We start from the raw sequence: 20,245 nt of genomic DNA, 5'->3' as shown, positions 1-20,245 counted from the left end.
CGGGTTCCGGCCCGCAAACCCCAGGACCGTTGCAGTGGGTCAGGAGATCCGGCGCATCGTCGTACGGTGCAGCTCCGACAGGTGCAGATATCCCTGGACGCTGAGCTCGTGCAACGGGCCGGTGCCCTTGCCTTCGGTGACCTTCACGGGCACACCCAGCGCGGTGGACCCCGCGGGGATCACCTTGTGCATGGGCACGAGCGCTTGCGCGCCGATGACGGAATCCCGGCCCACAACGGCGAAGTTGAGTACGGTCGACCCCGAGCCGACCAGGCAGTGGTCCTCGATGACGCAACCTTCGAGGTGGGCGTTGTGGCCCACGACGCAATCGTCGCCGATGGTGGTGTGCTGTTCGTCCGTCGTGTGGATGACCGTGCCGTCCTGGATGGATGTACGCGCCCCGATGACGATCCGGCCGTGGTCCCCGCGCAGGACGGCGCAGGGCCACACTGACGAGTCCGCGCCGATCTCCACCGCGCCGATGACCACGGCGTCGGGGTGGATGAAGGCGCTCGGGTGGATGGTCGGCTCGACAGCGCCGAGGGCGTACACAGGCATGGTGGTGACCTTTCGTCAGCAGATGATCGACGCGGCGGATCGGGGCGTCCTTGATCGTAAGGAGCCGCACGCGACTATGGAAGGCCGACCACCTCTGCGGCAGGTCAGGACGCAGGTAGGCCGAGCAGGTCCGCGGTCTGGTCGACGGTGTACTCGAAGAACATGTCCGCCGGGTCCGCGCTGCCCACCAGGTGGCCGAAGAGTTCGAAGCTGAGTACGCCGAACACCTGCGTCCAGGCGAGCAGGGCGCGGGCGAGCACTGCGGCGGGGACACCCAGGCCGGCCTCCTCGACCAACCCGGCTAGCTGGTCGGTGAGGTCCTCCGGCAGGGCCGGCGCCGCGGGCACACCGACGTCGCGGAGCAGGGAGAGCAGTGCGAGCGGCACCCGCGCGGCCGGGCCCACAGTGTCCTGGGGGGCCTGGTAGCCGGGCACGGGGGTGCCGTAGACCAGGGCGTACTCGTGCGGGTGCCCCTTGGCCCACGTCCGGAGGGCGGTGCACAGCCCGAGCCAGCGCGCGCGGGGGGTGCCCGGTACGGCGACGGCGGCTTCGGCAGCGGCCCCGAGGGTGTCGTAGGCGTCGATGATCAGCGCGGTCAGCAAGTCGTCCCGGCTGGGGAAGTAGCGGTACAGCGCGGAGGACGCCAGGCCCAGCTCCCGGGCGACAGCGCGCAGGGAGAGGCGCTCCGCGCCCTGGGCGGCCACCTGGCGGCGGGCGGCGTCCTTGATCTCCCGGGTCAGTTCCGTGCGGGCCCGGTCGCGGGCGGTTCGGCTGGCGTTCATAGGGGTCATTCTGCCAGATCTGAGAGCAGCGGCAAAAAATGAGAGCGGTGCTCTTGTTTTGATCTCACCATGTCGTGCACACTGTTCTCAAGCGAGAGCAGTGCTCTCCGAAAAGGAATCGCAAGGAAACGCAAGGAATTCAGAAGGAGTCGACATGACCACCGCCCCGAGCCACTACCAAGCGCCCGGCTGGATCACGAAGAACGTGCTCAACCCGCTGGTGTCCGGGCTGACCAAGGCCGGACTGCCCTTGCGCGGCTCCCGCGTCCTGGCCGTCCGGGGCCGTACCAGCGGCGAATGGCGGACCACCCCGGTCAACCCACTGACGTTCGAAGGCGTCCGCTACCTCGTCGCCCCGCGCGGCAACACCCAGTGGGTGCGCAACCTGCGGGCCTCCGGCACCGGAGAACTGCGCGCCCGGCGCACTGTGGAAACCTTCACCGCCGTCGAACTCGGCGACGAGCAGAAGCCCGGCCTGCTGCGCGCCTACCTCCGCCACTGGAAGGCGGAGACCGGCGTCTTCTTCGACAACGTGAGCGCGGACGCGCCGCAGGAGGAGATCGAGCGGATCGCCCCGCGGCACCCGGTCTTTCGCATCAGCTGAGACAACGGGCTCAGGCGAGCGGCCACCGCAGAACGTGCTGCGGCCCGGAGTCGCCGCCGAAGTAGAACTCACCGGCGTCCTGGAACCCGCCGGCCAGGTAGGCCCGTACGGCCTGGGGGTTCCGGACGTTCACGGTCAGGCGCAGCTCACCCGCGTCGGGGCGGACGGCCTTCGCCAGCGCGGGAAGCGCGCGGATCGCCGCGCCGCCCAGGCCCTTGCCCTGCCACGCGGCGGCCAGATAGAACGCGCGCAGCACCACGGCCCTGCCGGGGTCGTCGCCGACCTCGTCGAGGTAGCCCTTGGCGTCGAGGGCTCCGAAGCCCACGGCCTGGCCGTCGTACGCGATCGCGAACGGCGTCCGGAACGGATCGGCGTCGGCGATCGGCAGAGTCTGGGCGGCCCGGCTGCTGAACTGTTCCTGCTCGGCGTACGGGGCGAGCTTCAGCACGGCGGCGCGCAGGCGGGAGACCGCGGCGGAGTCGCTGTCCAGGGGGATCAGCGCGACAGCGTCCGGCTGGTTGGAGTTCGTCACGGACGCGAGCGTACGGGGTGCCCCCCCGGCAGGGAGTGTCCCGTACGTCTGAAGAAAAGGACCTCAGCGGCCGGCGGCTGCCTCAGTAGCCGACGGTGCACCGCTCACCCGGGTGCTGGGGCTTCCCGACCTCGTCGACGAGGGCGACCGCGTAGTCCTCGGTGGTGATCCGGCTGACGCCCGCGGCGTCCAGGACCAGGTCGTCGAGCGAAGTGCGGTACGAACCCGTGCGCTCGCCGGCCTCGGCCGCCGGGTGGATCGTCTTGATGTGCTCGGGGCCGCCACCGCCGCCGACCGAGTTGATCACCACGTCCTCCACCGGCTCGGCGGCAAGTGCAGCCTGCTGATCATTCTGGCCCTCGCCTCCGGAACCCGCCGCTTCACCGGCCTGCGCGACGCCATCGCGGGCATCACCCCGAAGGTCCTCACCGCCAACCTGCGGGACCTGGAGCGCGACGGCCTGCTCACCCGCGGGGTCTTTCGCCGAGGTCGCGCCGCGTACGGAGTACTCACTGACGCCCCTGGGTGAAAGCATGATCGGCGTCTACCTCACGGTGCAGGACTGGGCCGAGTCGAACATCGACGAGATCCCGGCGAACCGGCAGACGTACGACGACGCCAAGGCCTGACGGGGCCGGGCGTGCGCCGGGCCCGGACCACCGTCGTCGGTGCCGTCCGCATCCGGCAGCACGGGCCGCGGCGCCAGTAGCCGGAGCGCCGCCTCCGGGCAGGAGCGCGGCCCCGCACCTCTTCTTGCCGGAGACGGGGACCGACGACCCGAACTGACAGTTGTCAACCGTGTGTGCCGCGGCCGCCACCGTCGGTGCGTGCGGGTCCCGGGCGGGATTTTCCCACCCGGTCCGCCGTCGCGCCGGATCTTTGCCGGATGCGGTGGAAACCGGTGTTGTGGGGGTCGCAGTGGGTACGGGACGCGCCAACACCTCTTCGCCGGAGAGAATATGACCGACATGTCGGATTTAATGTTCTTTCGGGCGAAGAATCGACTGTCGCCCCACCCCGCAGGAGGACACACATGCTGCTTCCGGCCCTGGCCCCCGAGCTGCTCGCCGAACTGCGCACCCCGCGCACGTACCCGGCTGTCTCGGTCACCCTGCCGACCCACCGCCACCGGCCCGAGAACCAGCAGGACCACATCCGGCTGCGCAATCTCGTCGCCACCGCGGAGCAGCGGCTCACCGCTGACGAAGGGCTCTCCCGCGAACAGCGGGTGAAGATCGTCGGAAACCTCAAGGCGGCCGTCGAGGAGCTGGACCCGGAGCACTTCCTGGACGGCCTGGTGCTCTACGCCACCGCCGACGAACACCGCCACTTCGTGCTGCCGCAGCCGGTCCCCGAGCGGGTCGTGCTCTCCACCACCTACCTCACCCGCAACCTGGTGGCCGCGTCCGCCCGGCAGCGCTCTTACTGGGCCCTGGTGCTCAGCGAGGCCGAGGTCAAGCTGTGGCGCGGGGTCAACGGCACCGTGCGGGAGGTCAGCTACTACGGCTTCCCCGTCCAGCCCTTCGACCGCCTGGAGCCCATGCACCGGCGCGACAGCCCCAAGGGTGAGGGCGAGGACTGGCGCCGCCTGGTCCGCGCCGCGGACGAGGGACTGGGTCTGGCGCTGGACGACAGTCGCGATCCCGTCGTGGTGGTCGGCCTCGGCCAGGAGGTCAAGGGCTTCTGCGACACCAGCAAGCACCACACGCTCGTCGCCGCGACCGTCGAGGTCGGCGGCCTCCTGACCGCCACCCCCGCGCAGCTGGCCGCCGCCCTCGCGCCGGCCAGGGAGAAACTGGCCGCCGCCGAGACGGACAAGGCCCTCGCCGCGCTCGTCGACGCGCGCAGCGCCAAGCGCTTCGGCGGCGGCGTCCAGGAGGTGTGGTCACTGGTCACCGAAGGCCGCGTCGCGCACCTGGTGGTCGAGGAGGACTACCGGATCACCGGCAGCATCGACGGTGAAGTCCTGACCGTGGGCGGCGACGACGCCCACGACGACATCGTCGACTCGGTCGTCGAAGCCGTCCTGGAGCACAAGGGGCAGGTCACCTTCGTGCCGACGGACGCACTGAAGGAAGACGGCGGCATCGCCGCCGCGCTGCGCTACTGAGCGTGGACGCGGCTCCTGAGCGCAGCCGCGGGCACTGAGGGGAATCGCAAGCACTGGGGAGAATCGCGTACGGGGTCGTTCCCGTACGCGATTCTCCCTTTAGGCGCTGCGCCGGAAGTAGGGCAGACGCGACAGCGGGGCGGCCACCTCGACGGTGGCCGGGCCCTCGTGCGCGCTCCCGTCGCCGGCCGTCCAGACGCCCGGTGGGATCACCACCGTCCGTGAGCCCGCGCCCTGCTCCACCACCGGGGCCACCAGCAGATCCGTGCCGAGCAGGAACTGGTCGGTGATCCCCGCGTAACCCAGGCCGGGAAAGACGAACTCCAGGGGACGCTGGACCGGTTCGCCCGTACGGGACGACTCCTCGGCGAGCGCCAGGATCTCCGGGCCGAAGGAAGCGTGCAGCACGGCCGCCGCCCGGCAGTGGGCCAGGTGCTCCGCGTCGAGCACCCGCCACGGCGCGGCGGAGAACTGCATCATCGGGAAGAGCGCCGCCACTTGCGCATACCGTACGAAGAACTCCTGGTCGAGACCCTCACCCGGGACGAAGTTGAACTCCCCGCCGCCGATCATGTCCGGGCAGGAGGGGGAGAGTGAGTGTCATACGGGAAGACCCTTCAGGTGTCGGGGAGTTCGTGCGGAGTGTGCGGGAAGCGGAGCGGAGCCGCGGGGATTCCCTCCCCGCGGATCCGGACGCGCGCTGCCTACTTCGTCGTGAAACCCCGCTCCTTGCCGTACGCGGTGATCCGGTCCTGCCAGTCGCCCAGGCCCTTGGGAAGGTCACCGTCAGCCTTGTAGTGCTGGCCGACGGTGTCCTTGAAGACGCTGTTCGCGTAGACCTGGAACGGCAGGTACTGCCACCCGGGTCGCCCTTGAGGTCGACGCCGTACGTGGAGCCACTGTCGAACTTGAAGGACTGCGCGCCCATCTGCCACATCAGGCTGTCGGCCGAACCGGCGTCGCCCTGGTCGACGTAGGTCAGCGACGTGCCCGGGTCCGCGTCGTGCACCTTCTTGGCGCTGGCCTTGAACTCGTCCCAGGTCTTGGGCGGGGTCACGCCGAACTTCTCGAGGATGTCGGTGCGGTAGTACATGACCATGGGGCCTGTGTCCTGCGGCACGCCGTAGATACCGCCGTTGGCTTTCACCTTGGGGTACTTCCTCTCGAACAGCGCGACGGTCTTGTCGATGTTCGGGACCCAGGTCCAGAAGGTCAGTTCGGCCGGCTTGTCGAGCGCTGCCGCGAGCTGGTCGGCCCCGGCGGTCTGACCGCCGGCCGGTGCCGCGCCCGTGTCGGCGACCGCATCCTCACCGAGGCCAACGCCGACCTGCTGATCATCGTCGAGGGCATCAACTGGCAGGGCATCCCGACGGACATCACGCCGCACTGGCGGCCCACCCTGGAACCGGCCCGGACGCTGTCCCACACGCTCGTCCGCTCCGACAAACTCGTCTACTCCGCGCACTTCTACGGTTACACCGGGCCGAACCACACCGGCGCGACCGGCACCGGTGAGACCCACGACTTGCGCTACCAGGAAATGAGCCGCGCGGACCTGTTCGCAACGCTCAACCGCCAGGCGTTCTTCGTCTCCGCCGACACCGGCCGTCACTACACCGCCCCGGTGTGGATCAGCGAGTTCGGCATCGGCGACGACGAGACCAACCAGCAGTCCAAGACCTGGTTCGACAACTTCACCGACTACCTCGTCACCACCGACGCCGACTTCGCCTACTGGCCGCTCGTCGGCTGGACCGACCGGTGGGCGCTGACGCGCTACAACGCGCAGGGCGTACGGAGCGGCCTGCTCGACGGCGGCGACTGGCGCGCCGCCGACTGGAACAAGTTGATCAACGGACCGGCCAAGTCCGGCCAGGTGGACCGGGTTTCGACCTGGGACGTGCTCAGCCCCAACAGCGGCGACTTCAACCAGTCCCTGACGATGCGCGCGACAGGCGACTGGGACCGCGGCTCCTACAAGAGCTCCTGCCCCGACGGCCAACGGGTCATCGGCATGGCCAACTCCAGTGGCCGTGGCTTGTGCACCGACACGGGATCCACCACCGGCACCGGCTACACCGTGGTCAAGGACGAACGGTTCGTCAGCTACGACTGGGCCGGCGGCTACATTAGGACGCCACCGCTGTACCGGGCCGTCTCCAGGAGTCATTCCTGGAAACGGCCCGCTGTTCCACCGGGGCTGGCAGACCGGTCAGACCTGGCTGACCTTGCCGTCCAGCACCGCGAAGCGGCGGGTGACCTCCACCGCGTCCAGCATCCGCCGGTCGTGCGTCACCAGGAGCAGCGTCCCCGGGTACTCCGCGAGCGCCGACTCCAGCTGCTCGATCGCCGCCAGGTCCAGGTGGTTCGTCGGCTCGTCGAGCACCAGCAGGTTCACCCCGCGCGCCTGGAGCAGCGCGAGTGCCGCCCGGGTCCGCTCGCCCGGGGACAGCGTCGCCGCCGGGCGCATAACGTGCGTCGCCTTCAGCCCGAACTTCGCAAGGAGCGTCCGGACGTCCGCCGGGGACATCTCCGGCACCGCCGCGCCGAACGCGTCGATCAGCGCCTCGCCGCCCAGGAACAGCCCGCGCGCCTGGTCGACCTCGCCGACGACGACACCCGAGCCGAGCGCCGCCTGGCCGCTGTCCGGCGTCAGTCGGCCGAGCAGCATCGCGAGCAGCGTGGACTTGCCCGCCCCGTTCGGACCGGTGATCGCCACCTTGTCCGCCCAGTCGATCTGGAGGTCCACCGGGCCGAGCGTGAAGCCGCCGCGCTTGACGGTCGCACCGTTGAGCGTCGCCACCACCGAGCCCGAGCGTGGCGCCGCGGCGATCTCCATCCGCAGCTCCCACTCCTTGCGGGGCTCCTCGACCACCTCAAGCCGCTCGATCATGCGGTCGGTCTGCCGGGCCTTGGAAGCCTGCTTCTCCGTCGACTCGGCCCGCGCCTTGCGGCCCATCTTGTCGCTGTCCGTGGACTTGCGGCGGGCGTTGCGGACGCCGTTCTCCATCCAGCCGCGCTGCATCCGGCCGCGCGCTTCCAGACCCGCCTTGGTGTCGGCGAACTCGTCGTACTCCTCGCGGGCGTGCCGCCGGGCCACCTCACGCTCGGTGAGATACCCCTCGTAACCGCCGCCGTACGTCTTGACCTGCTGCTGCGCGAGGTCCAGCTCGACGACCCGGTCGACCGTACGGGCCAGGAACTCCCGGTCGTGGCTGATCAGCACGGTGCCCGCGCGCAACCCGGTGACGAACTTCTCCAGGCGGTCCAGGCCGTCCAGGTCGAGGTCGTTGGTCGGTTCGTCGAGCAGGAACACGTCGTACCGGCTCAGCAGCAGCGAGGCCAGCCCGGCCCGCGCCGCCTGCCCGCCCGACAGCGCTGCCATCGGCAGGTCCAGGTCCACCGCGAGCCCGAGATCGGCCGCGACCTCCTCAGACCGCTCCTCGAGGTCCGCGCCGCCCAGGTCCAGCCAGCGCTCCAGCGCCTCGCTGTACGCGTCGTCCGCCCCCGGCGCCTCGGCCACCAGGGCTTCCGTCGAGGCGTCGAGGTCCTGCTGCGCCTGGGCCACACCGGTCCGGCGGGCCAGGAAACCCCGTACGGTCTCACCTTCCCGCCGCTCCGGCTCCTGCGGCAGGTGACCGATAGTGGCGCTCGGCGGAGACAGTGCGATGCAGCCTTCCTCCGGGGTGTCGAGCCCGGCGAGGAGGCGCAGCAGGGTGGACTTGCCCGCCCCGTTCACCCCGACGAGGCCGATCACCTCGCCCGGGGCGACAACCAGGTTCAGGCCGGAGAAGAGGGTGCGCTCGCCGTGGCCGGCGGCGAGGTCCTTGACGACGATCGTGGCGCTCATAGACCGCAAATGCTATCCGGCCCGCCGCGGCCGCCCACCGCGGTGCCCGTGCCGCCGGTCTTCCCCGAACCGGTGACACAGGCGTCCCCCGTTCGGGTGGCGGCCGCATCCCACGAACCGGTGATGTATTTGTCCCTCGTACAGGTGACAGCACGGTCGCTGACGTCCCGGTTCGGTGACGGCTTCGTCCCGTTCTTCCCGTTCCTGTCCTGAAACGGAAACAACCCGCCCCGACGCGCTCAAGTAAGCCGTTAGGCCGTGCACCGGGCTGTTGGGCTTGGTCCGGCGCCGTTCCTACCTCTTCTCGCGGAGCGGCAGTGCCACTGACACATGTGGAGGTGTGGCTTGAGTACATGGGGTTGGAAGTGCCGGGACAGCAGTTGCCCGGCCGATGGTACGAGTAAGCAGCGGTACCGGTCCTACGGGGCCGCCACGGTCGCGGCCAAGGCCCACACCAAGGCGACCGGCCATCCGACCGAAGTCGTCGAGTTCTCCTGAAGCCATTCTGACGCCGGGGCGGTCAGCCGTTGACCGCCCCGGCGACTACACCCACCGCCTTCGCGCACGCCGCCGCGTCCACGTCCAGGTGCGTGACCATACGCAGGAGCCGCGGCCCGAACGCGGACACCAGGACCCCCGCCTCCCGGCAGCGCCCCGCGACGGTCGCCGCGTCGGGGCCGGTCGCCGGCAGCGGCACCAGCACGATGTTCGTCTGCGGCTCCACCGGCGCCAGGCCCGTCTCCCGCAGCTGACGCGCGAGCGCCTGTGCGTTCCCGTGGTCCTCGGCCAGCCGCCCGATGTGGTGCTCCAGGGCGTACAGCCCGCCCGCCGCGAGGATGCCGGCCTGCCGCATGGAACCGCCCATCCGGTGCCGCATCCGACGCGCCCCGGCCTCGTACCGCGCCGGGAACATCACCACCGACCCGGCCGGTGCCCCCAGGCCCTTCGACAGGCACACGCTCAGTGTGTCGAACATTTGTCCGTACGTGGTCAGTGCCACGCCCGTGGCCACATGCGCGTTCCAGATCCGCGCACCGTCACAGTGCAGCGGAACCCCGGCCTCCAGGGTGATGCCGCGGATCTCCTGAAGCTGGTTGATGTCGTACACCGCACCACCACCCCGGTTGTGCGTCTGTTCCACCGCCACCGCACTGGTCCCGACTGTGTACGGGTCACCCTGACGGATCAACCGCCGCAGGTCCTCCGGCCGCAACAACCCCTGCGGGCTCAGCGTCGTACGCGTCTGCACACCCCCGTGCCACGACGCGGCACCGTCCTCATGCGCGACGATGTGCGCGTCCGCGTCCAGCACCAGTTCCCCGCCGGGCGGTACAAGGAGCCGCACCGCCAGCTGGTTGGCCATGACACCGGTCGGCACGAACAGCGCCGCCGACTGCCCGAACAACTCGGCGACCGTCTCCTCAAGACGGCGTACGGTCGGATCCTCGCCGTACACGTCGTCCCCGACCTCCGCCCCCGCCATCGCGGCACGCATCGCCGGCGCCGGTTTGGTCACGGTGTCGCTGCGAAGATCAATCAAGGTGTCAGCCATGCGGGCAGTCTCCCAGAGCACACAAACGTGCGACATCCGAGGATGGCTTCATGATTCACAACCCCGACGTGGCCCTGCTGGTCGGCCTTCAGGCCGCCGGGAAGTCGACCTTCCGCCACAGCGAACTCGCCGGCCGCACGGCCATCAGCAAAGACGACTTCGGCCGCAACCTCCGCAACAAGGAACGCCGCCAGCTCAGGCTGCTCGACGAAGCCCTCGCCCGCCGTGCGGACGTGGTGGTCGACAACACCAACCCCTCCCGTACGGAACGGGCCGCGACCATCGCCCTCGCCCGCTCCCACGGGGCGACCGTCACCGCCTACTGGTTTCCCCCCGACGTCCGGCGGAACCTGGCCCGCAACGCCGCCCGCACACCGGAAAAGCGGGTGCCCGACGTGGGCGTCTTCGCCACACTGAAGCGACTTGAGCCGCCGTGCCGCTGCGAGGGCTTCGACGTGGTCAACGTCGTACGGTTCGACGGCACGGGCGGCTTCACCGTGCACGAGGGGACCGACGAACCATGCCGACACGCCGCATCCGCGACCTCGAAGCCGACCAGCGGGCCCGCGAGTACTTCCACGGTCTGAGGCTGCTCTCCGGCGCCTGGACGGTCATCCGGGTGGACGGCCGCGGCTTCTCGAAGTTCACCGACGAGCACTTCGCGAAGCCCTTCGACCCGGCCTTCGCCGAAATCATGGAACGCACAGCACAGACGCTGCTCACCGAACTCGGCGGACGCTACGCCTACACCGAGAGCGACGAGATCTCCGTACTCTTCGACCCCGCGTACGACCTGTTCGACCGCGAGGTGGAGAAACTCGTCTCGGTCAGCGCCGGACTCGCCAGCGCGGCCTTCACCCACGAGTCAGGACACCTCGCGCACTTCGACAGCCGGATCTGGCTCGGCACCGGGGTGGACGACGTTCTGGACTACTTCACCTGGCGGCAGGCCGACGCGGCCCGCTGCGCACTCAACGGGTGGTGCTACTGGACGCTGCGCCAGGCCGGCCTGTCCGCGGGCAAGGCCACCGGGCAGCTCAAGGGGTTGAGCGTCGCGCAGAAGAACGACCTGCTCTATGCGTACGGCGTCAACTTCAACGAAGTCCCGGCCTGGCAGCGGCGCGGGACCGGGCTGTGGTGGGAGTCGTACGAGAAGAGCGGGCACGATCCGATCCGTGGCGTGGACGTGGTCGCGACCCGGCGGCGGGTGCGGGTGGAGCGCGAACTCCCGATGAAGGACGCCTACCGGGACCTGGTGGCCGGGCTTGCGGAGTGACGGGATTCCAAGATCCCGGTGTATCCCACTGTGTGTTTCCGATCAGTGGGATACCCGGGGATCTTGCCGGTCAGCGGTTCTCACACCTGCTCCCGCAAAGCGTGCCGCCTCAGCTTCCCGGTGCTCGTGCGGGGCAGTCGGTCGATGAACCTGACGGACCGCGGATATTTGTACGGAGCGATGGTCCGCTTCACGAACTCCTGGAGTTCGGACGCCTTGTCCGCGCTCTCCTCGACGCCGGACCGGAGCACGACGAACGCCGTGACGATCTCACCCCGCGCCAGGTCGGGCGCGCCGACGACGCCGCACTCCACGACATCCGGGTGCTGGAGCAGCGTGTTCTCCACCTCGGGACCGGCGATGTTGTAGCCGGACGAGACGATCATGTCGTCGCTGCGCGCCTGGTAGTGGAAGTAGCCGTCGGCGTCGCGGACGTAGGTGTCGCCGGTGTAGTTCCAGCCGTCCCGCACGTACACCCGCTGTCGGTCCTCGTCGGCCAGGTAGCGGCACCCCGTCGGGCCCTTCACCGCGAGATTGCCGGGTGTTCCGTCCGGTACGGGGATCCCGTTGTCATCGAGCACTGCGGCTTCGTAGCCGGGGACCGGCTTCCCGGTCGCGCCGGGGCGGATGTCGTCGCCCTCGGCGGAGATGAAGATGTGCAGCAGCTCCGTCGCGCCGATGCCGTCGATGATCCGTACGCCGGTGGCCTCCTGGAAGGCGTGGAACACGGGCGCCGGCAGCGTCTCGCCCGCTGACACGCAGCGCCGCAGGCCTTGGAGTTTTTCAGCCTTCCCCGCGGTGAGCATCGCCCGGTAGGCGGTCGGCGCGGTGAACAGGATTGTCGCGCCGAACTCGTCCACGGCATCCGCGAGTTGGGCCGGGGTGGCGCGTTCGAGGAGCAGCGTTGAGGCGCCGATCCGGAGCGGGAAGACCACCGAACCGCCGAGGCCGAAGGTGAACCCGAGCGGAGCGGTCCCGGCGAACACATCCGTCGGCCGGGGCTTGAGGATCTCCTTGGCGAACGTGTCGGCTATCGCCAGGACGTCCCGGTGGAAGTGCAGGGTTCCCTTCGGCTGTCCCGTCGTACCCGAGGTGAAGGCGAGCAGCGCCACATCGTCGGCGGCCGTCGGGATGCTCTGGTAGGGCCGTCTGGTCCGCCCGATGTTCGCGCAGAGGGTGGCGAGTTCCTTGCCGTACGCGACGATCCGCATCCGGTTCGGGCCACTGTGCGGCAGTTCGTCCAGGAACCGGTCGTCACACAGGGCCAGTGCGGGGCGGGCGACCGCGCAGATGTCCTCCAGTTCCCGCCGCCGCAGCAACGGCATTGTGGTGACAGCCACCGCCCCGGCCTTCAGCACCCCGAACCAGCAGGCCACCAGCCACGGATTGTTCGGGCCGCGCAGCAGCACGCGGTTGCCCGGGACCACACCGCACTCGCCCAGGAGGACCTGCGCGATGCGGTTCGAGATCTCCAGGAGTTCCCCGTACGTCCACTCGTCGTCCGAACCGATCAGGCACCGGCGGTCAGGACCGAGGCGCGCGATCGTCTCGTCGAGCAGGACCGCCGCGCAGTTGAGCCGTTCGGGGTAACCGAGGTCGGTGATCCGCGGCCAGAGGTCCCGCGGCGGCAGCCGGTCCCGGCAGAAGGTGTCCAGATGGGCCGAAGGTGACAGCTCCATGTACGTCCCATCCCGCCTTGTGGGCGTTTCCGAGTGGGGACTTACGGAAGTACGGCTGCGCGGGTGGCGTGGGGTGGGCCCGCTGGGTTCACGGTGTGCCCGCCCTGTCCAGGATGCGGCCTGTGTATGGCCCCGGCAAGCCCGTCGGAGGCAGGGGTGGTGGTGCGGACCTGTCTTCGACCTGCCGTGCGACACGGGAGTGTCCGGTTTCGGCAAACAGTGACAGCCCGTCCGGTCCGGCTCTGACCCACCGTGACAACACGGCCGCCGCGGGAGAACCGCTGGAAGGCGGCGTCCACCCGGAGCGTACGACTGGTCCCGCGAAGTCGGCGGCCGGCTGTCGGCTGCCGTCAGCCCGGTCGGGATCCTGTCGTGCCACTGGGCACCGCGCTCAGCGGGTTCCTGGTGGCGACGCTCGACCCGCGCCGCACCCTGCGGATCCGCGCGGTGGGGATCCTGGTGACCGGCCTCGCCGCGGCGGGCGCGGTGGCACTGCGCGCGCGGCGAGGACCGGATGCGGTCAGAACCCCGGTGTCCGCTGAGAGACCGTCAGCCCGTTCACAGACCGTAGGTCTTGGCGATGATGTCGCGCTGCACCTCGTTGGCGCCGCCGTACACCGTGGACACCAGTGTCGCCCGGACGTGCCGCTCCATGTCGTACTCGGTGGCGTAGCCGTAGCCGCCCATCATCTGCATGCCCTCCAGCGCGACCCGCTTGGCGGTCTCGGTGACCTTGAGTTTGGCCATCGAGGCTTCGCGCGGCAGCAACTTCGTGGGGTTCCGGTCGACTTCGGCGGCGACGGCGTACACGAGCAGTCTGCAGCACTCGACTTCCGTGGCCAGATCGGCGATGCGGTGCTGGAGGACCTGGAACTTCCCGATGGGACGCCCGAACTGCTCCCGCTGCTTGATGTAGCCGAGCGTGTCGTCGAACGCCCGGCGCGCGGTGCCGAGCATCAGGGCGGCGAGGATCAGCCGCTCGGTGTTCAGCCCGGTGATCAGCTGGGTCCACGCCTCGTCCACCGTGCCGATGACCGCGTCGGCCGGGAGGCGGCAGTCGGTGAAGAAGAGGTCGTTGACCTCCTTGCCGCCCATGGTGTCGATCCCGCGGATCTCCAGCCCCGGGGTGTCCGCCGGGACGTGGAACATCGTCATGCCGTGGTGCTTCGGCCCGGTGGTGCTGGTCCGGGCGACGAGGAGGATCGAGTCGGCGAAGTGCGCGTTCGAGCACCAGGTCTTCTGGCCGTTGACGGTCCAGCCGTCGGTCGTACGGTCGGCGCGGCAGGTCAGCGCGGCCACATCGGAGCCCGCGCCCGGCTCGGACATCGAGATCGACAGCACGTTGCCGGCACAGAACCCGCCGAGCACGGTCTTCTTCTGCTCCTCGGTGCCGAAGCGCGCGTAGACGCCCGCCGTGATCAGCCCGGGTCCGTAACCGGCGATGGGTGCCATCCCGTACGCCGTCTCCTCCAGGAAGAGGCACGCGTCGGTCATGCTGCCGCCGGCCCCGCCGTAGGCCTCCGGGAGGTTCACACCCAGCCAGCCGAGCCCGGCCATCGCGCGGTATGTGGTGGCGCTGTGCGGACTGTCCCCGCCGGTCAGAGCGTCGCGCTGTGCGCGGGTGCCGCATTCGCGGGTCGTGTAGTCGCGGATCGCGGCCACGAACGCGCGTTGTTCGTCGGTGAGGTCGAGCTCCACAAGTGCCCCCTGGGAGGTTGGGCCGAAGTGAGTCAAAGATACATTTTCCGTTGACTTGTGTCAGTGGTCGGACGAAAGATGCTTGAGGCCGGGCACCGGACGCTGTGCAAGCCCGGAGGGACAACACCCGTCCGGCCGGAACACCGCACAACCGAAGGAGTCCCATGCCATGACCGTCGCCGTACGTGAGGAAGATGTCCAGGTCTCCGCCCGGGGCCGGGAAGGCGTGCCCGCGCCGCGCCGGGGCTCGCTCGCCTGGCGCTACTTCGGGGACGTGCGCGCACTGCTGTTCGCCCCGGGGGCGCTGGTGCTCCAGGTGGCCCACCCGGTCGTCGGAGCCGGGGTGCTGGAGCACTCGGACTACCGCCAGGACCCGTGGGGCCGGTTCAACCGCACCTACAAGTCGATCACCACAGTCGTCTACGGCGGTGACCGCCGGTCGGCTGCGGAGAGCGACCGGCTGCGGGTGATGCACCGGCGGATCCGGGGCACGGACGGCACCGGGCGGAAATACCACGCGCTGGACCCGGAGGCCTACGCCTGGGTCCACCACACACTGGTGATGGGCATCGTCGACGCGCACGCGATGTTCGGACGCCCTTTGGATTCCCGCGAGTTGACCGGCTACTACCGCGAAAGCCGGGAGATCGGGCGGCTCCTGGGCCTGCGTCAGCAGGACATGCCGGAGACCTGGCCGGAGTTCCAGGCGTACTTCGACCGGATGGTCGGGGAACGCCTTGAGGACAACCGGGTGGTGCACGACGTGCTCGCCTCGGTGCGGCAGCCGAAGAAACCGGAGTCGTGGACCCGCCTCCCGGACCCGACGTGGCGGCGACTGGTCGGTCCCGTGGGGGAGATGGCCTACCTGGTCGCCGTCTCCGCGATGCCGGAGGCGCTGCGGGCACGCTGCGGACTTGAACTGACGCTGCGACAGAATCGTGCGGTGGAGCGCTTCGCGCGGATCGTACGGATCACAACCGGGCTCGTCCCCGCTCCCGTCCGGCGCTCTCCGGCGGTGCTTGTGCCACGGATCAGCGAACTGCTCGCGAAGCGGAGGAAGCGTGCCGCGTGAGACGGAACCACCTGGGCTGTACCCTCGGCTGCCTATGAACGCAGCCCATGACTCACCCCTGGCCCGAGCGCTGTCGGTGACCGCCCCGGTGGACACGATGACCGGCCGCATCCTCGACGCGGCGGTCGCGCAGTTCCGGGCGTTCGGCATCCGCCGCTCCACCGTGGAGGACGTCGCCCGCCGCGCCGGGGTGGGCAGGGTGACCATCTACCGCCGCTTCGAGAACAAGAACCGGCTGGTCGAAGCGGTGCTCGTGCGCGAAGCGCAGTTCTTCCTCGGCGAGTTCAACACCGTGGTGGCCCCGCTGCCCACCATGGAGGAGCGCATCATCGAAGGCTTCGGAGTGGCGGTCCGCGGCGGTCGTGAAGCCTTGATCGGCCGGCTCCTCGAACTGGAGCCGGAGGCGACACTGCCGTTCCTGACCGTGGCGGGCGGGCCGATCATGGCCGTCCTGCGCGACTACCTGGCAGCCGCGTTCCGGCAGGCACCGGACACCGCCGACGTGGACGGGCAGGAGGCGGCCAGGGTGGCCGAACTCTTCGTCCGGATAGCCGTGTCCTTCCTGCTGACCCCCGACGGCTGCGTCTCGGTGGACGAGCCGGAGCAGGCAAGGGAGTTCGCCCGGCGCTACCTCGCGCCGATGGTGGCGCGGGCCAGGAGGGCCTGAACCGGCGGGCCGGACCGCGGGGCTGAACAGGCGCGCAGTCCCGCAAGCGCTGGACGGGTGAGCCGGACCGGACTACTTCGGGCAGCCGGCGACCATCTCGCCGAGAGTGGCCTTCTCCCGCTGGTCGACGTTCAGCTTCCACGTCGATTTGACGGCGATCCACTGCTGCGCGTACGCGCACCACGTCGACTTGTCCGCCGGCTTCCACTTCGCCGGGTCCTTGTCGCCCTTGGCCTGGTTCTGCCGGTCCTCGGTGGCGTTGAGCACGGCGGGGTTGTTCGCGTACTTCTCGCGCTTCGTGTCGTCCCACGTGTCCGCGCCCGACCGCCACGCCTCGGCCAGCGGCACGTGGTGGTCGATGTCGATGTCGGCCGGCTTTGTGTAAGCCTTGCCGTTCCACGGGTCCACCCAGGTGCCGGACGTCACCTTGGTCCCGGTGACCTTGACGTCCACGCCCTGGAGGAAGAGCACCGCCTGGCGGGAGTCCATCCCTGGGTTCGGCAGGCCGGTGAAGCCCATCGCGACCGCGTTCGACCAGTGCGGGAACCGGGTGCGGCTGTAGCCCTTCATCGGGTGGTCCGCGGCGACCGGGAGCGCGTCGAGCTGCTTGACGAGTTCGCTCTTCGAGGCCAGGTCCACGGTGGGCCGCGCGGCCCCGGGCGGGGGTGTCGTCCCCGCGTCCTTGGTTTCCGAGGCGGTGCACGAGGCCAGGATGGCAACTGAGGCCGCGCAGACCAAGGTCGCACGGAGGGCGTGGGCCTGCCGCATGGTGGATCTCCCCGAGAAGGATATAGAACGTACGAGCGGACGCCGGACGTCTGCCCCAACCGTAGTCGAACAAAAGTCCAGTGGGGCGGCGCCGACAATCAGGACAAGGGCCGTCGGGTCGTCCGGGCGCGGGTCGTCGGGTCCCGTCGTGCGGGAGGCCGGGTCCCCGGGGCGCGGGACGTCAGTCCGCGCCGGAGGTCCCGTAGGCTCCGACGCATGATCAGAAAAGCCGTCGAAGCCGATGTTCCGCAGATCCACGCGATGGTGTGCGAGCTGGCCGAGTACGAGAAGGCCCGGCACGAAGTCAAGGCGACGCACGAGCAACTCCGTACGGCCCTCTTCGGTCCGTCCCCGGCCGCGTTCGCGCACATCGCCGAGGACGACAACACCGGCGGGACCGTCGGATTCGCCCTGTGGTTCGTGAACTTCTCCACCTGGCGGGGCGTGCACGGCCTGTACCTCGAAGACCTCTACGTCCGCCCCGACAAGCGCGGCGCCGGCCACGGCCGGGCGCTGCTCCAAGAACTCGCCTCCGTGTGCGTCGAGCGCGGCTACGCCAGGTTCGAGTGGAGCGTGCTCGACTGGAACGAACCGTCCATCGGCTTCTACAAAGCGCTGGGTGCCAAGCCCATGGACGAGTGGACGGTCTTCCGGATGGACGGCGACGCTCTGCGGGAGTTCGGCACCCGCTGACCGGTCACCGCACGCGCCGACCGCACGCGCCGACCGCACGCGCCGACCGCGTGCTCCAGCCGCACGGCCTGGCCGCGCGGTCTACCGGAACCGTTGACCTTCTGCCTTCAATGGTCAGGACATTGCGACGGATCCCAGGAGGACGCATGGCCCGGACGAACGTCAGACTCCTGCTCGTGGCGGCGGCGCTCGGGGGCGCCGCCTTCTGGAGCTCCCGGCAGAGCGGCCACTACCTCTTCGCCGCGTTCTACCAGCGGCGCAGCGAGGCCATGGAGAAGTCCTGGCTCGGGGGAGTGCGCGAAGAGCTCCTGCGCGACATCTCCGGCACGGTCCTGGAGGTCGGCGCGGGCACGGGCGCGAACCTGCCGCACTACGGCGGGGCGAAGCGCGTCGTCGTGACCGAACCGGACCCGGCGATGGGCCGCCGCCTCGCCGGGAATCTGCACACAGCCGCCGCCCCGGTCGGGATCGTGGCCGCTTCCGCTGAGCAACTGCCTTTCGCTGACGGGAGTTTCGACACGGTGGTGTGTACGGCGGTGCTCTGCTCAGTGAGCGACCCCGGGCGGGCCATCGGTGAACTCCGCCGGGTCCTGCGCCCCGGCGGTTCGCTGCTCTTCCTGGAGCACGTCATCGCGGAGCCCGGTGCCCGCCGCCGCCGTCAGCGGCGCATCGACCCGGTGTGGCGGCGGCTGTTCGCCGGCTGCCGCCTCACCCGGGACACCGTCGGAGCCCTGGAACAGGCCGGGTTCGTCATCGACGGCCTCCGGACGATCCGTGACTCTTCGGAGCTGAAGCCGTCCTCGCCGCTGGTCGCGGGAACCGCCGTACGCCCCTGACCCCCCTGCCGGGGATTGTCCGCGGTTGGACTACGGTCCGGCCCGGACGAGGGCTTCCGGACGAGGGCTTCCGGACGAGGGCTTCCGGACGAGGGCTTCCGGACAAGAGCTTCCGGACAAGAGCTTCCAGGCAAGAGTCAGAGCACAGGGGCGCACGATGAGCACGCAGTACGAACCCGCCAAGCCGGGTCTGGAATTCCTCGCGCGGTTCAGGGTCGCGCTGGACCCGGTCCTGCGACTGGGCGACACCCCGTGGGGGAACCGCCGGATCGTCAACATCGTCGGCGGTTCCTTCGAGGGCCCCCGGTTCGCCGGTGAGATCCTGTCCGGTGGCGCGGACTGGCAGGTCGTCCACGGCGACGGCTGCGCGACCATCGACACCCGGTACACCCTGCGGACGCACGACGGGGCGCTCGTCTACCTCCAGACGGGCGGCCTGCGGCACGGTCCCGCCGAGGTCATGGCCCGGGTCGCGGCGGGCGAGGACGTGGACCCCGGCACGTACTACTGCCGACAGACCTGCCGTTTTGAGACCGGTGACGCGCGTTACGGCTGGCTGAACCGCACGGTCGCGCTGGCTTCGGGCATGCGGGCGGCGGACACGGTCCTGCACGACGCGTACGCGGTCCTCTGAAGTCTCTTATGTCAACACGGTTGTCATAGATCGCGGCAGGGGTGATCCTTAGCTCTATCCGGTCCACATCCCTGTCGCGGTCAATCGCCGCGGCCGGGGATGGGGCGACCCAGAAATCGAGCAAGGGGAACTTCCGTGCGGGTGATCATCGCCGGTGGCGGTATCGGCGGACTGACGGCGGCACTGTCGCTGCACGCGGCCGGGATCAAGGACGTGACCGTCCTGGAGGCGGTCCCGCAGATCAGGCCGCTCGGCGTCGGCATCAACCTCCTGCCGCACGCCGTAAGGGAGTTGACCGAACTCGGCCTCGCTGCGGACGTCGCGGCACTCGGTGTCCCGACCGGTGAGCTGGCCTACTTCAACCGCTTCGGCCAGCGCATCTGGTCCGAGCCGCGCGGCGTCGACGCCGGTTACCGCTGGCCGCAGTTCTCCGTCCACCGGGGCCGTCTCCAGATGATGCTCCTGAACGCGGTCCTGGACCGGCTCGGGCCCGACGCGGTCGTCTGCGGTGCACCGGTCAGGACCTGGGAGGACACCGGAGACGGCGTACGGGTGCACACCCCGGACACGGCCTACGACGGCGACCTCCTCATCGCCGCGGACGGCATCCGCTCGGTGATCCGGCAGCAGCTTTACCCGCAGGAGGGCGCGCCGCCGTGGAACGGCCTCGTGCTGTGGCGCGGAACAACGTACGCCGAGCCGTTCCTCACCGGGCGCACCATGATCATGGCGGGCGACGGCAGCGAGAAGTTCGTGACCTACCCGCTGACGACCGAACCCGACGAACACGGCCGCGTCCTGCTCAACTGGATCGCCGAACGCGAGGAAGTCGCCACGGCGTACAAGAAGACTGCGGGTTTCGACCCGGCGCTGCTCAACGACCGGGATTCGTACAGTGTGACCTTGACCTGATGATGGGTCAGTCCCGATGCGG

Annotated in this window: 23 protein-coding genes and 1 pseudogene; 14 read left to right on the top strand and 10 right to left on the bottom strand. The window is 69.7% G+C overall.

Annotation, left to right across the window (positions count from 1 at the left end):
- Nucleotides 1–39 precede the first annotated feature (39 nt).
- Together AC0Z36_RS14235 and AC0Z36_RS14230 are read right to left on the bottom strand one after the other, a co-directional pair.
- Nucleotides 40–558, bottom strand: a complete 519-nt coding sequence (locus tag AC0Z36_RS14235) for a gamma carbonic anhydrase family protein (RefSeq protein WP_485463211.1) — start codon at nucleotides 556–558, stop codon at nucleotides 40–42.
- 104 nt (nucleotides 559–662) lie between these two features.
- Complete coding sequence (locus AC0Z36_RS14230) at nucleotides 663–1,340, bottom strand: TetR/AcrR family transcriptional regulator (protein WP_485463210.1); 678 nt, start codon at nucleotides 1,338–1,340, stop codon at nucleotides 663–665.
- Nucleotides 1,341–1,494: 154 nt separating this feature from the next.
- Here AC0Z36_RS14230 and AC0Z36_RS14225 point away from each other — a divergent pair, with 154 nt between their 5' ends.
- Complete coding sequence (locus AC0Z36_RS14225) at nucleotides 1,495–1,944, top strand: nitroreductase/quinone reductase family protein (protein WP_485463209.1); 450 nt, start codon at nucleotides 1,495–1,497, stop codon at nucleotides 1,942–1,944.
- A gap of 10 nt (nucleotides 1,945–1,954) precedes the next feature.
- Here the strand turns inward: AC0Z36_RS14225 and AC0Z36_RS14220 are convergent, their stop codons facing one another.
- A complete protein-coding gene (locus AC0Z36_RS14220) occupies nucleotides 1,955–2,476 on the bottom strand; it encodes a GNAT family N-acetyltransferase (RefSeq protein ID WP_485463208.1) in 522 nt (173 codons plus the stop codon).
- A gap of 112 nt (nucleotides 2,477–2,588) precedes the next feature.
- Between AC0Z36_RS14220 and AC0Z36_RS14215 the strand changes: the two genes are divergently transcribed.
- From AC0Z36_RS14215 to AC0Z36_RS14205, 3 genes are all read left to right on the top strand, one after another.
- Entirely contained in the window at nucleotides 2,589–3,005 is a 417-nt protein-coding gene (locus AC0Z36_RS14215; RefSeq protein WP_485463207.1) for a winged helix-turn-helix transcriptional regulator, read from the top strand.
- Between the two features lie 4 nt (nucleotides 3,006–3,009).
- Complete coding sequence (locus tag AC0Z36_RS14210) at nucleotides 3,010–3,105, top strand: hypothetical protein (RefSeq protein ID WP_485463206.1); 96 nt, start codon at nucleotides 3,010–3,012, stop codon at nucleotides 3,103–3,105.
- A gap of 404 nt (nucleotides 3,106–3,509) precedes the next feature.
- Nucleotides 3,510–4,586, top strand: a complete 1,077-nt coding sequence (locus AC0Z36_RS14205) for a baeRF3 domain-containing protein (RefSeq protein WP_485463205.1) — start codon at nucleotides 3,510–3,512, stop codon at nucleotides 4,584–4,586.
- 99 nt (nucleotides 4,587–4,685) lie between these two features.
- Here AC0Z36_RS14205 and AC0Z36_RS14200 read toward each other — a convergent pair whose 3' ends face one another.
- A complete protein-coding gene (locus AC0Z36_RS14200) occupies nucleotides 4,686–5,159 on the bottom strand; it encodes a hypothetical protein (RefSeq protein ID WP_485463204.1) in 474 nt (157 codons plus the stop codon).
- Nucleotides 5,122–5,973, bottom strand: a complete 852-nt coding sequence (locus AC0Z36_RS14195; RefSeq protein WP_485463203.1) for an extracellular solute-binding protein — start codon at nucleotides 5,971–5,973, stop codon at nucleotides 5,122–5,124. The genes AC0Z36_RS14200 and AC0Z36_RS14195 overlap by 38 nt, the downstream gene beginning before the upstream one ends.
- Here AC0Z36_RS14195 and AC0Z36_RS14190 point away from each other — a divergent pair.
- Nucleotides 5,890–6,264 (top strand): annotated as a pseudogene (locus tag AC0Z36_RS14190) (cellulase family glycosylhydrolase); the annotation flags it as partial. The gene AC0Z36_RS14195 and the pseudogene AC0Z36_RS14190 sit on opposite strands and share 84 nt — an antisense overlap.
- Nucleotides 6,265–6,798: 534 nt before the next feature.
- Here the strand turns inward: AC0Z36_RS14190 and AC0Z36_RS14185 are convergent.
- Complete coding sequence (locus AC0Z36_RS14185; protein ID WP_485463202.1) at nucleotides 6,799–8,436, bottom strand: ABC-F family ATP-binding cassette domain-containing protein; 1,638 nt, start codon at nucleotides 8,434–8,436, stop codon at nucleotides 6,799–6,801.
- Between the two features lie 345 nt (nucleotides 8,437–8,781).
- Here AC0Z36_RS14185 and AC0Z36_RS14180 point away from each other — a divergent pair, with 345 nt between their 5' ends.
- Nucleotides 8,782–8,934, top strand: coding sequence for a hypothetical protein (locus AC0Z36_RS14180; RefSeq protein ID WP_485463201.1), 153 nt, complete (start codon nucleotides 8,782–8,784; stop codon nucleotides 8,932–8,934).
- A gap of 22 nt (nucleotides 8,935–8,956) precedes the next feature.
- On the opposite strand, the gene AC0Z36_RS14175 is transcribed toward AC0Z36_RS14180, so the two are convergent.
- The gene (locus AC0Z36_RS14175; protein WP_485463200.1) at nucleotides 8,957–9,988 is read right to left on the bottom strand and encodes a threonine aldolase family protein; all 1,032 of its coding nucleotides are present in this window, start codon (nucleotides 9,986–9,988) and stop codon (nucleotides 8,957–8,959) included.
- A gap of 50 nt (nucleotides 9,989–10,038) precedes the next feature.
- On the opposite strand from AC0Z36_RS14175, the gene AC0Z36_RS14170 reads away from it, so the two are divergent.
- Nucleotides 10,039–10,575 carry an AAA family ATPase gene (locus tag AC0Z36_RS14170; protein ID WP_485463199.1) on the top strand — a complete coding sequence of 179 codons (537 nt, stop codon included), beginning with the start codon at nucleotides 10,039–10,041 and terminating at the stop codon, nucleotides 10,573–10,575.
- Complete coding sequence (locus AC0Z36_RS14165) at nucleotides 10,509–11,264, top strand: tRNA(His) guanylyltransferase Thg1 family protein (protein WP_485463198.1); 756 nt, start codon at nucleotides 10,509–10,511, stop codon at nucleotides 11,262–11,264. Before AC0Z36_RS14170 ends, AC0Z36_RS14165 begins: the two co-directional genes overlap by 67 nt.
- Nucleotides 11,265–11,344: 80 nt before the next feature.
- Here AC0Z36_RS14165 and AC0Z36_RS14160 read toward each other — a convergent pair whose 3' ends face one another.
- Together AC0Z36_RS14160 and AC0Z36_RS14155 are read right to left on the bottom strand one after the other, a co-directional pair.
- Entirely contained in the window at nucleotides 11,345–12,943 is a 1,599-nt protein-coding gene (locus AC0Z36_RS14160) for an AMP-binding protein (protein WP_485463197.1), read from the bottom strand.
- Nucleotides 12,944–13,501: 558 nt separating this feature from the next.
- A complete protein-coding gene (locus AC0Z36_RS14155) occupies nucleotides 13,502–14,641 on the bottom strand; it encodes an acyl-CoA dehydrogenase family protein (RefSeq protein WP_485463196.1) in 1,140 nt (379 codons plus the stop codon).
- A gap of 169 nt (nucleotides 14,642–14,810) precedes the next feature.
- Here AC0Z36_RS14155 and AC0Z36_RS14150 point away from each other — a divergent pair, with 169 nt between their 5' ends.
- Both AC0Z36_RS14150 and AC0Z36_RS14145 read left to right on the top strand, forming a co-directional pair.
- Complete coding sequence (locus AC0Z36_RS14150) at nucleotides 14,811–15,713, top strand: oxygenase MpaB family protein (protein ID WP_485463195.1); 903 nt, start codon at nucleotides 14,811–14,813, stop codon at nucleotides 15,711–15,713.
- Between the two features lie 34 nt (nucleotides 15,714–15,747).
- A complete protein-coding gene (locus tag AC0Z36_RS14145) occupies nucleotides 15,748–16,380 on the top strand; it encodes a TetR/AcrR family transcriptional regulator (protein WP_485463194.1) in 633 nt (210 codons plus the stop codon).
- Between the two features lie 72 nt (nucleotides 16,381–16,452).
- On the opposite strand, the gene AC0Z36_RS14140 is transcribed toward AC0Z36_RS14145, so the two are convergent.
- Nucleotides 16,453–17,148, bottom strand: coding sequence for an HNH endonuclease family protein (locus tag AC0Z36_RS14140; protein WP_485463193.1), 696 nt, complete (start codon nucleotides 17,146–17,148; stop codon nucleotides 16,453–16,455).
- 216 nt (nucleotides 17,149–17,364) lie between these two features.
- On the opposite strand from AC0Z36_RS14140, the gene AC0Z36_RS14135 reads away from it, so the two are divergent.
- The 4 genes from AC0Z36_RS14135 to AC0Z36_RS14120 all read left to right on the top strand — a co-directional run bounded on the left by AC0Z36_RS14135 (nucleotide 17,365) and on the right by AC0Z36_RS14120 (nucleotide 20,223).
- Nucleotides 17,365–17,841, top strand: coding sequence for a GNAT family N-acetyltransferase (locus AC0Z36_RS14135; RefSeq protein ID WP_485463192.1), 477 nt, complete (start codon nucleotides 17,365–17,367; stop codon nucleotides 17,839–17,841).
- A gap of 146 nt (nucleotides 17,842–17,987) precedes the next feature.
- Nucleotides 17,988–18,677 carry a class I SAM-dependent methyltransferase gene (locus AC0Z36_RS14130; RefSeq protein WP_485463191.1) on the top strand — a complete coding sequence of 230 codons (690 nt, stop codon included), beginning with the start codon at nucleotides 17,988–17,990 and terminating at the stop codon, nucleotides 18,675–18,677.
- A gap of 157 nt (nucleotides 18,678–18,834) precedes the next feature.
- Nucleotides 18,835–19,311: a DUF3237 domain-containing protein gene (locus tag AC0Z36_RS14125; protein WP_485463190.1), complete on the top strand. Its 477-nt coding sequence runs from the start codon at nucleotides 18,835–18,837 to the stop codon at nucleotides 19,309–19,311.
- A gap of 135 nt (nucleotides 19,312–19,446) precedes the next feature.
- Entirely contained in the window at nucleotides 19,447–20,223 is a 777-nt protein-coding gene (locus AC0Z36_RS14120; RefSeq protein ID WP_485463189.1) for an FAD-dependent monooxygenase, read from the top strand.
- The last annotated feature ends 22 nt before the right edge of the window (nucleotides 20,224–20,245 follow it).

Source organism: Kitasatospora sp. UYEF31 (assembly GCF_057291755.1).
This window is presented reverse-complemented; position numbering and strand designations above follow the sequence as displayed.

Coding starts and splice junctions, on each gene's coding strand:
- AC0Z36_RS14235 (WP_485463211.1), bottom strand. CDS start 558: ATGCCTGTGTACGCCCTCGGCGCTGTCGAGCCGACCATCCACCCGAGC.
- AC0Z36_RS14230 (WP_485463210.1), bottom strand. CDS start 1,340: ATGAACGCCAGCCGAACCGCCCGCGACCGGGCCCGCACGGAACTGACC.
- AC0Z36_RS14225 (WP_485463209.1), top strand. CDS start 1,495: ATGACCACCGCCCCGAGCCACTACCAAGCGCCCGGCTGGATCACGAAG.
- AC0Z36_RS14210 (WP_485463206.1), top strand. CDS start 3,010: ATGATCGGCGTCTACCTCACGGTGCAGGACTGGGCCGAGTCGAACATC.
- AC0Z36_RS14205 (WP_485463205.1), top strand. CDS start 3,510: ATGCTGCTTCCGGCCCTGGCCCCCGAGCTGCTCGCCGAACTGCGCACC.
- AC0Z36_RS14200 (WP_485463204.1), bottom strand. CDS start 5,159: ATGATCGGCGGCGGGGAGTTCAACTTCGTCCCGGGTGAGGGTCTCGAC.
- AC0Z36_RS14185 (WP_485463202.1), bottom strand. CDS start 8,436: ATGAGCGCCACGATCGTCGTCAAGGACCTCGCCGCCGGCCACGGCGAG.
- AC0Z36_RS14175 (WP_485463200.1), bottom strand. CDS start 9,988: ATGGCTGACACCTTGATTGATCTTCGCAGCGACACCGTGACCAAACCG.
- AC0Z36_RS14170 (WP_485463199.1), top strand. CDS start 10,039: ATGATTCACAACCCCGACGTGGCCCTGCTGGTCGGCCTTCAGGCCGCC.
- AC0Z36_RS14165 (WP_485463198.1), top strand. CDS start 10,509: ATGCCGACACGCCGCATCCGCGACCTCGAAGCCGACCAGCGGGCCCGC.
- AC0Z36_RS14160 (WP_485463197.1), bottom strand. CDS start 12,943: ATGGAGCTGTCACCTTCGGCCCATCTGGACACCTTCTGCCGGGACCGG.
- AC0Z36_RS14150 (WP_485463195.1), top strand. CDS start 14,811: ATGACCGTCGCCGTACGTGAGGAAGATGTCCAGGTCTCCGCCCGGGGC.
- AC0Z36_RS14145 (WP_485463194.1), top strand. CDS start 15,748: ATGAACGCAGCCCATGACTCACCCCTGGCCCGAGCGCTGTCGGTGACC.
- AC0Z36_RS14140 (WP_485463193.1), bottom strand. CDS start 17,148: ATGCGGCAGGCCCACGCCCTCCGTGCGACCTTGGTCTGCGCGGCCTCA.
- AC0Z36_RS14135 (WP_485463192.1), top strand. CDS start 17,365: ATGATCAGAAAAGCCGTCGAAGCCGATGTTCCGCAGATCCACGCGATG.
- AC0Z36_RS14130 (WP_485463191.1), top strand. CDS start 17,988: ATGGCCCGGACGAACGTCAGACTCCTGCTCGTGGCGGCGGCGCTCGGG.
- AC0Z36_RS14125 (WP_485463190.1), top strand. CDS start 18,835: ATGAGCACGCAGTACGAACCCGCCAAGCCGGGTCTGGAATTCCTCGCG.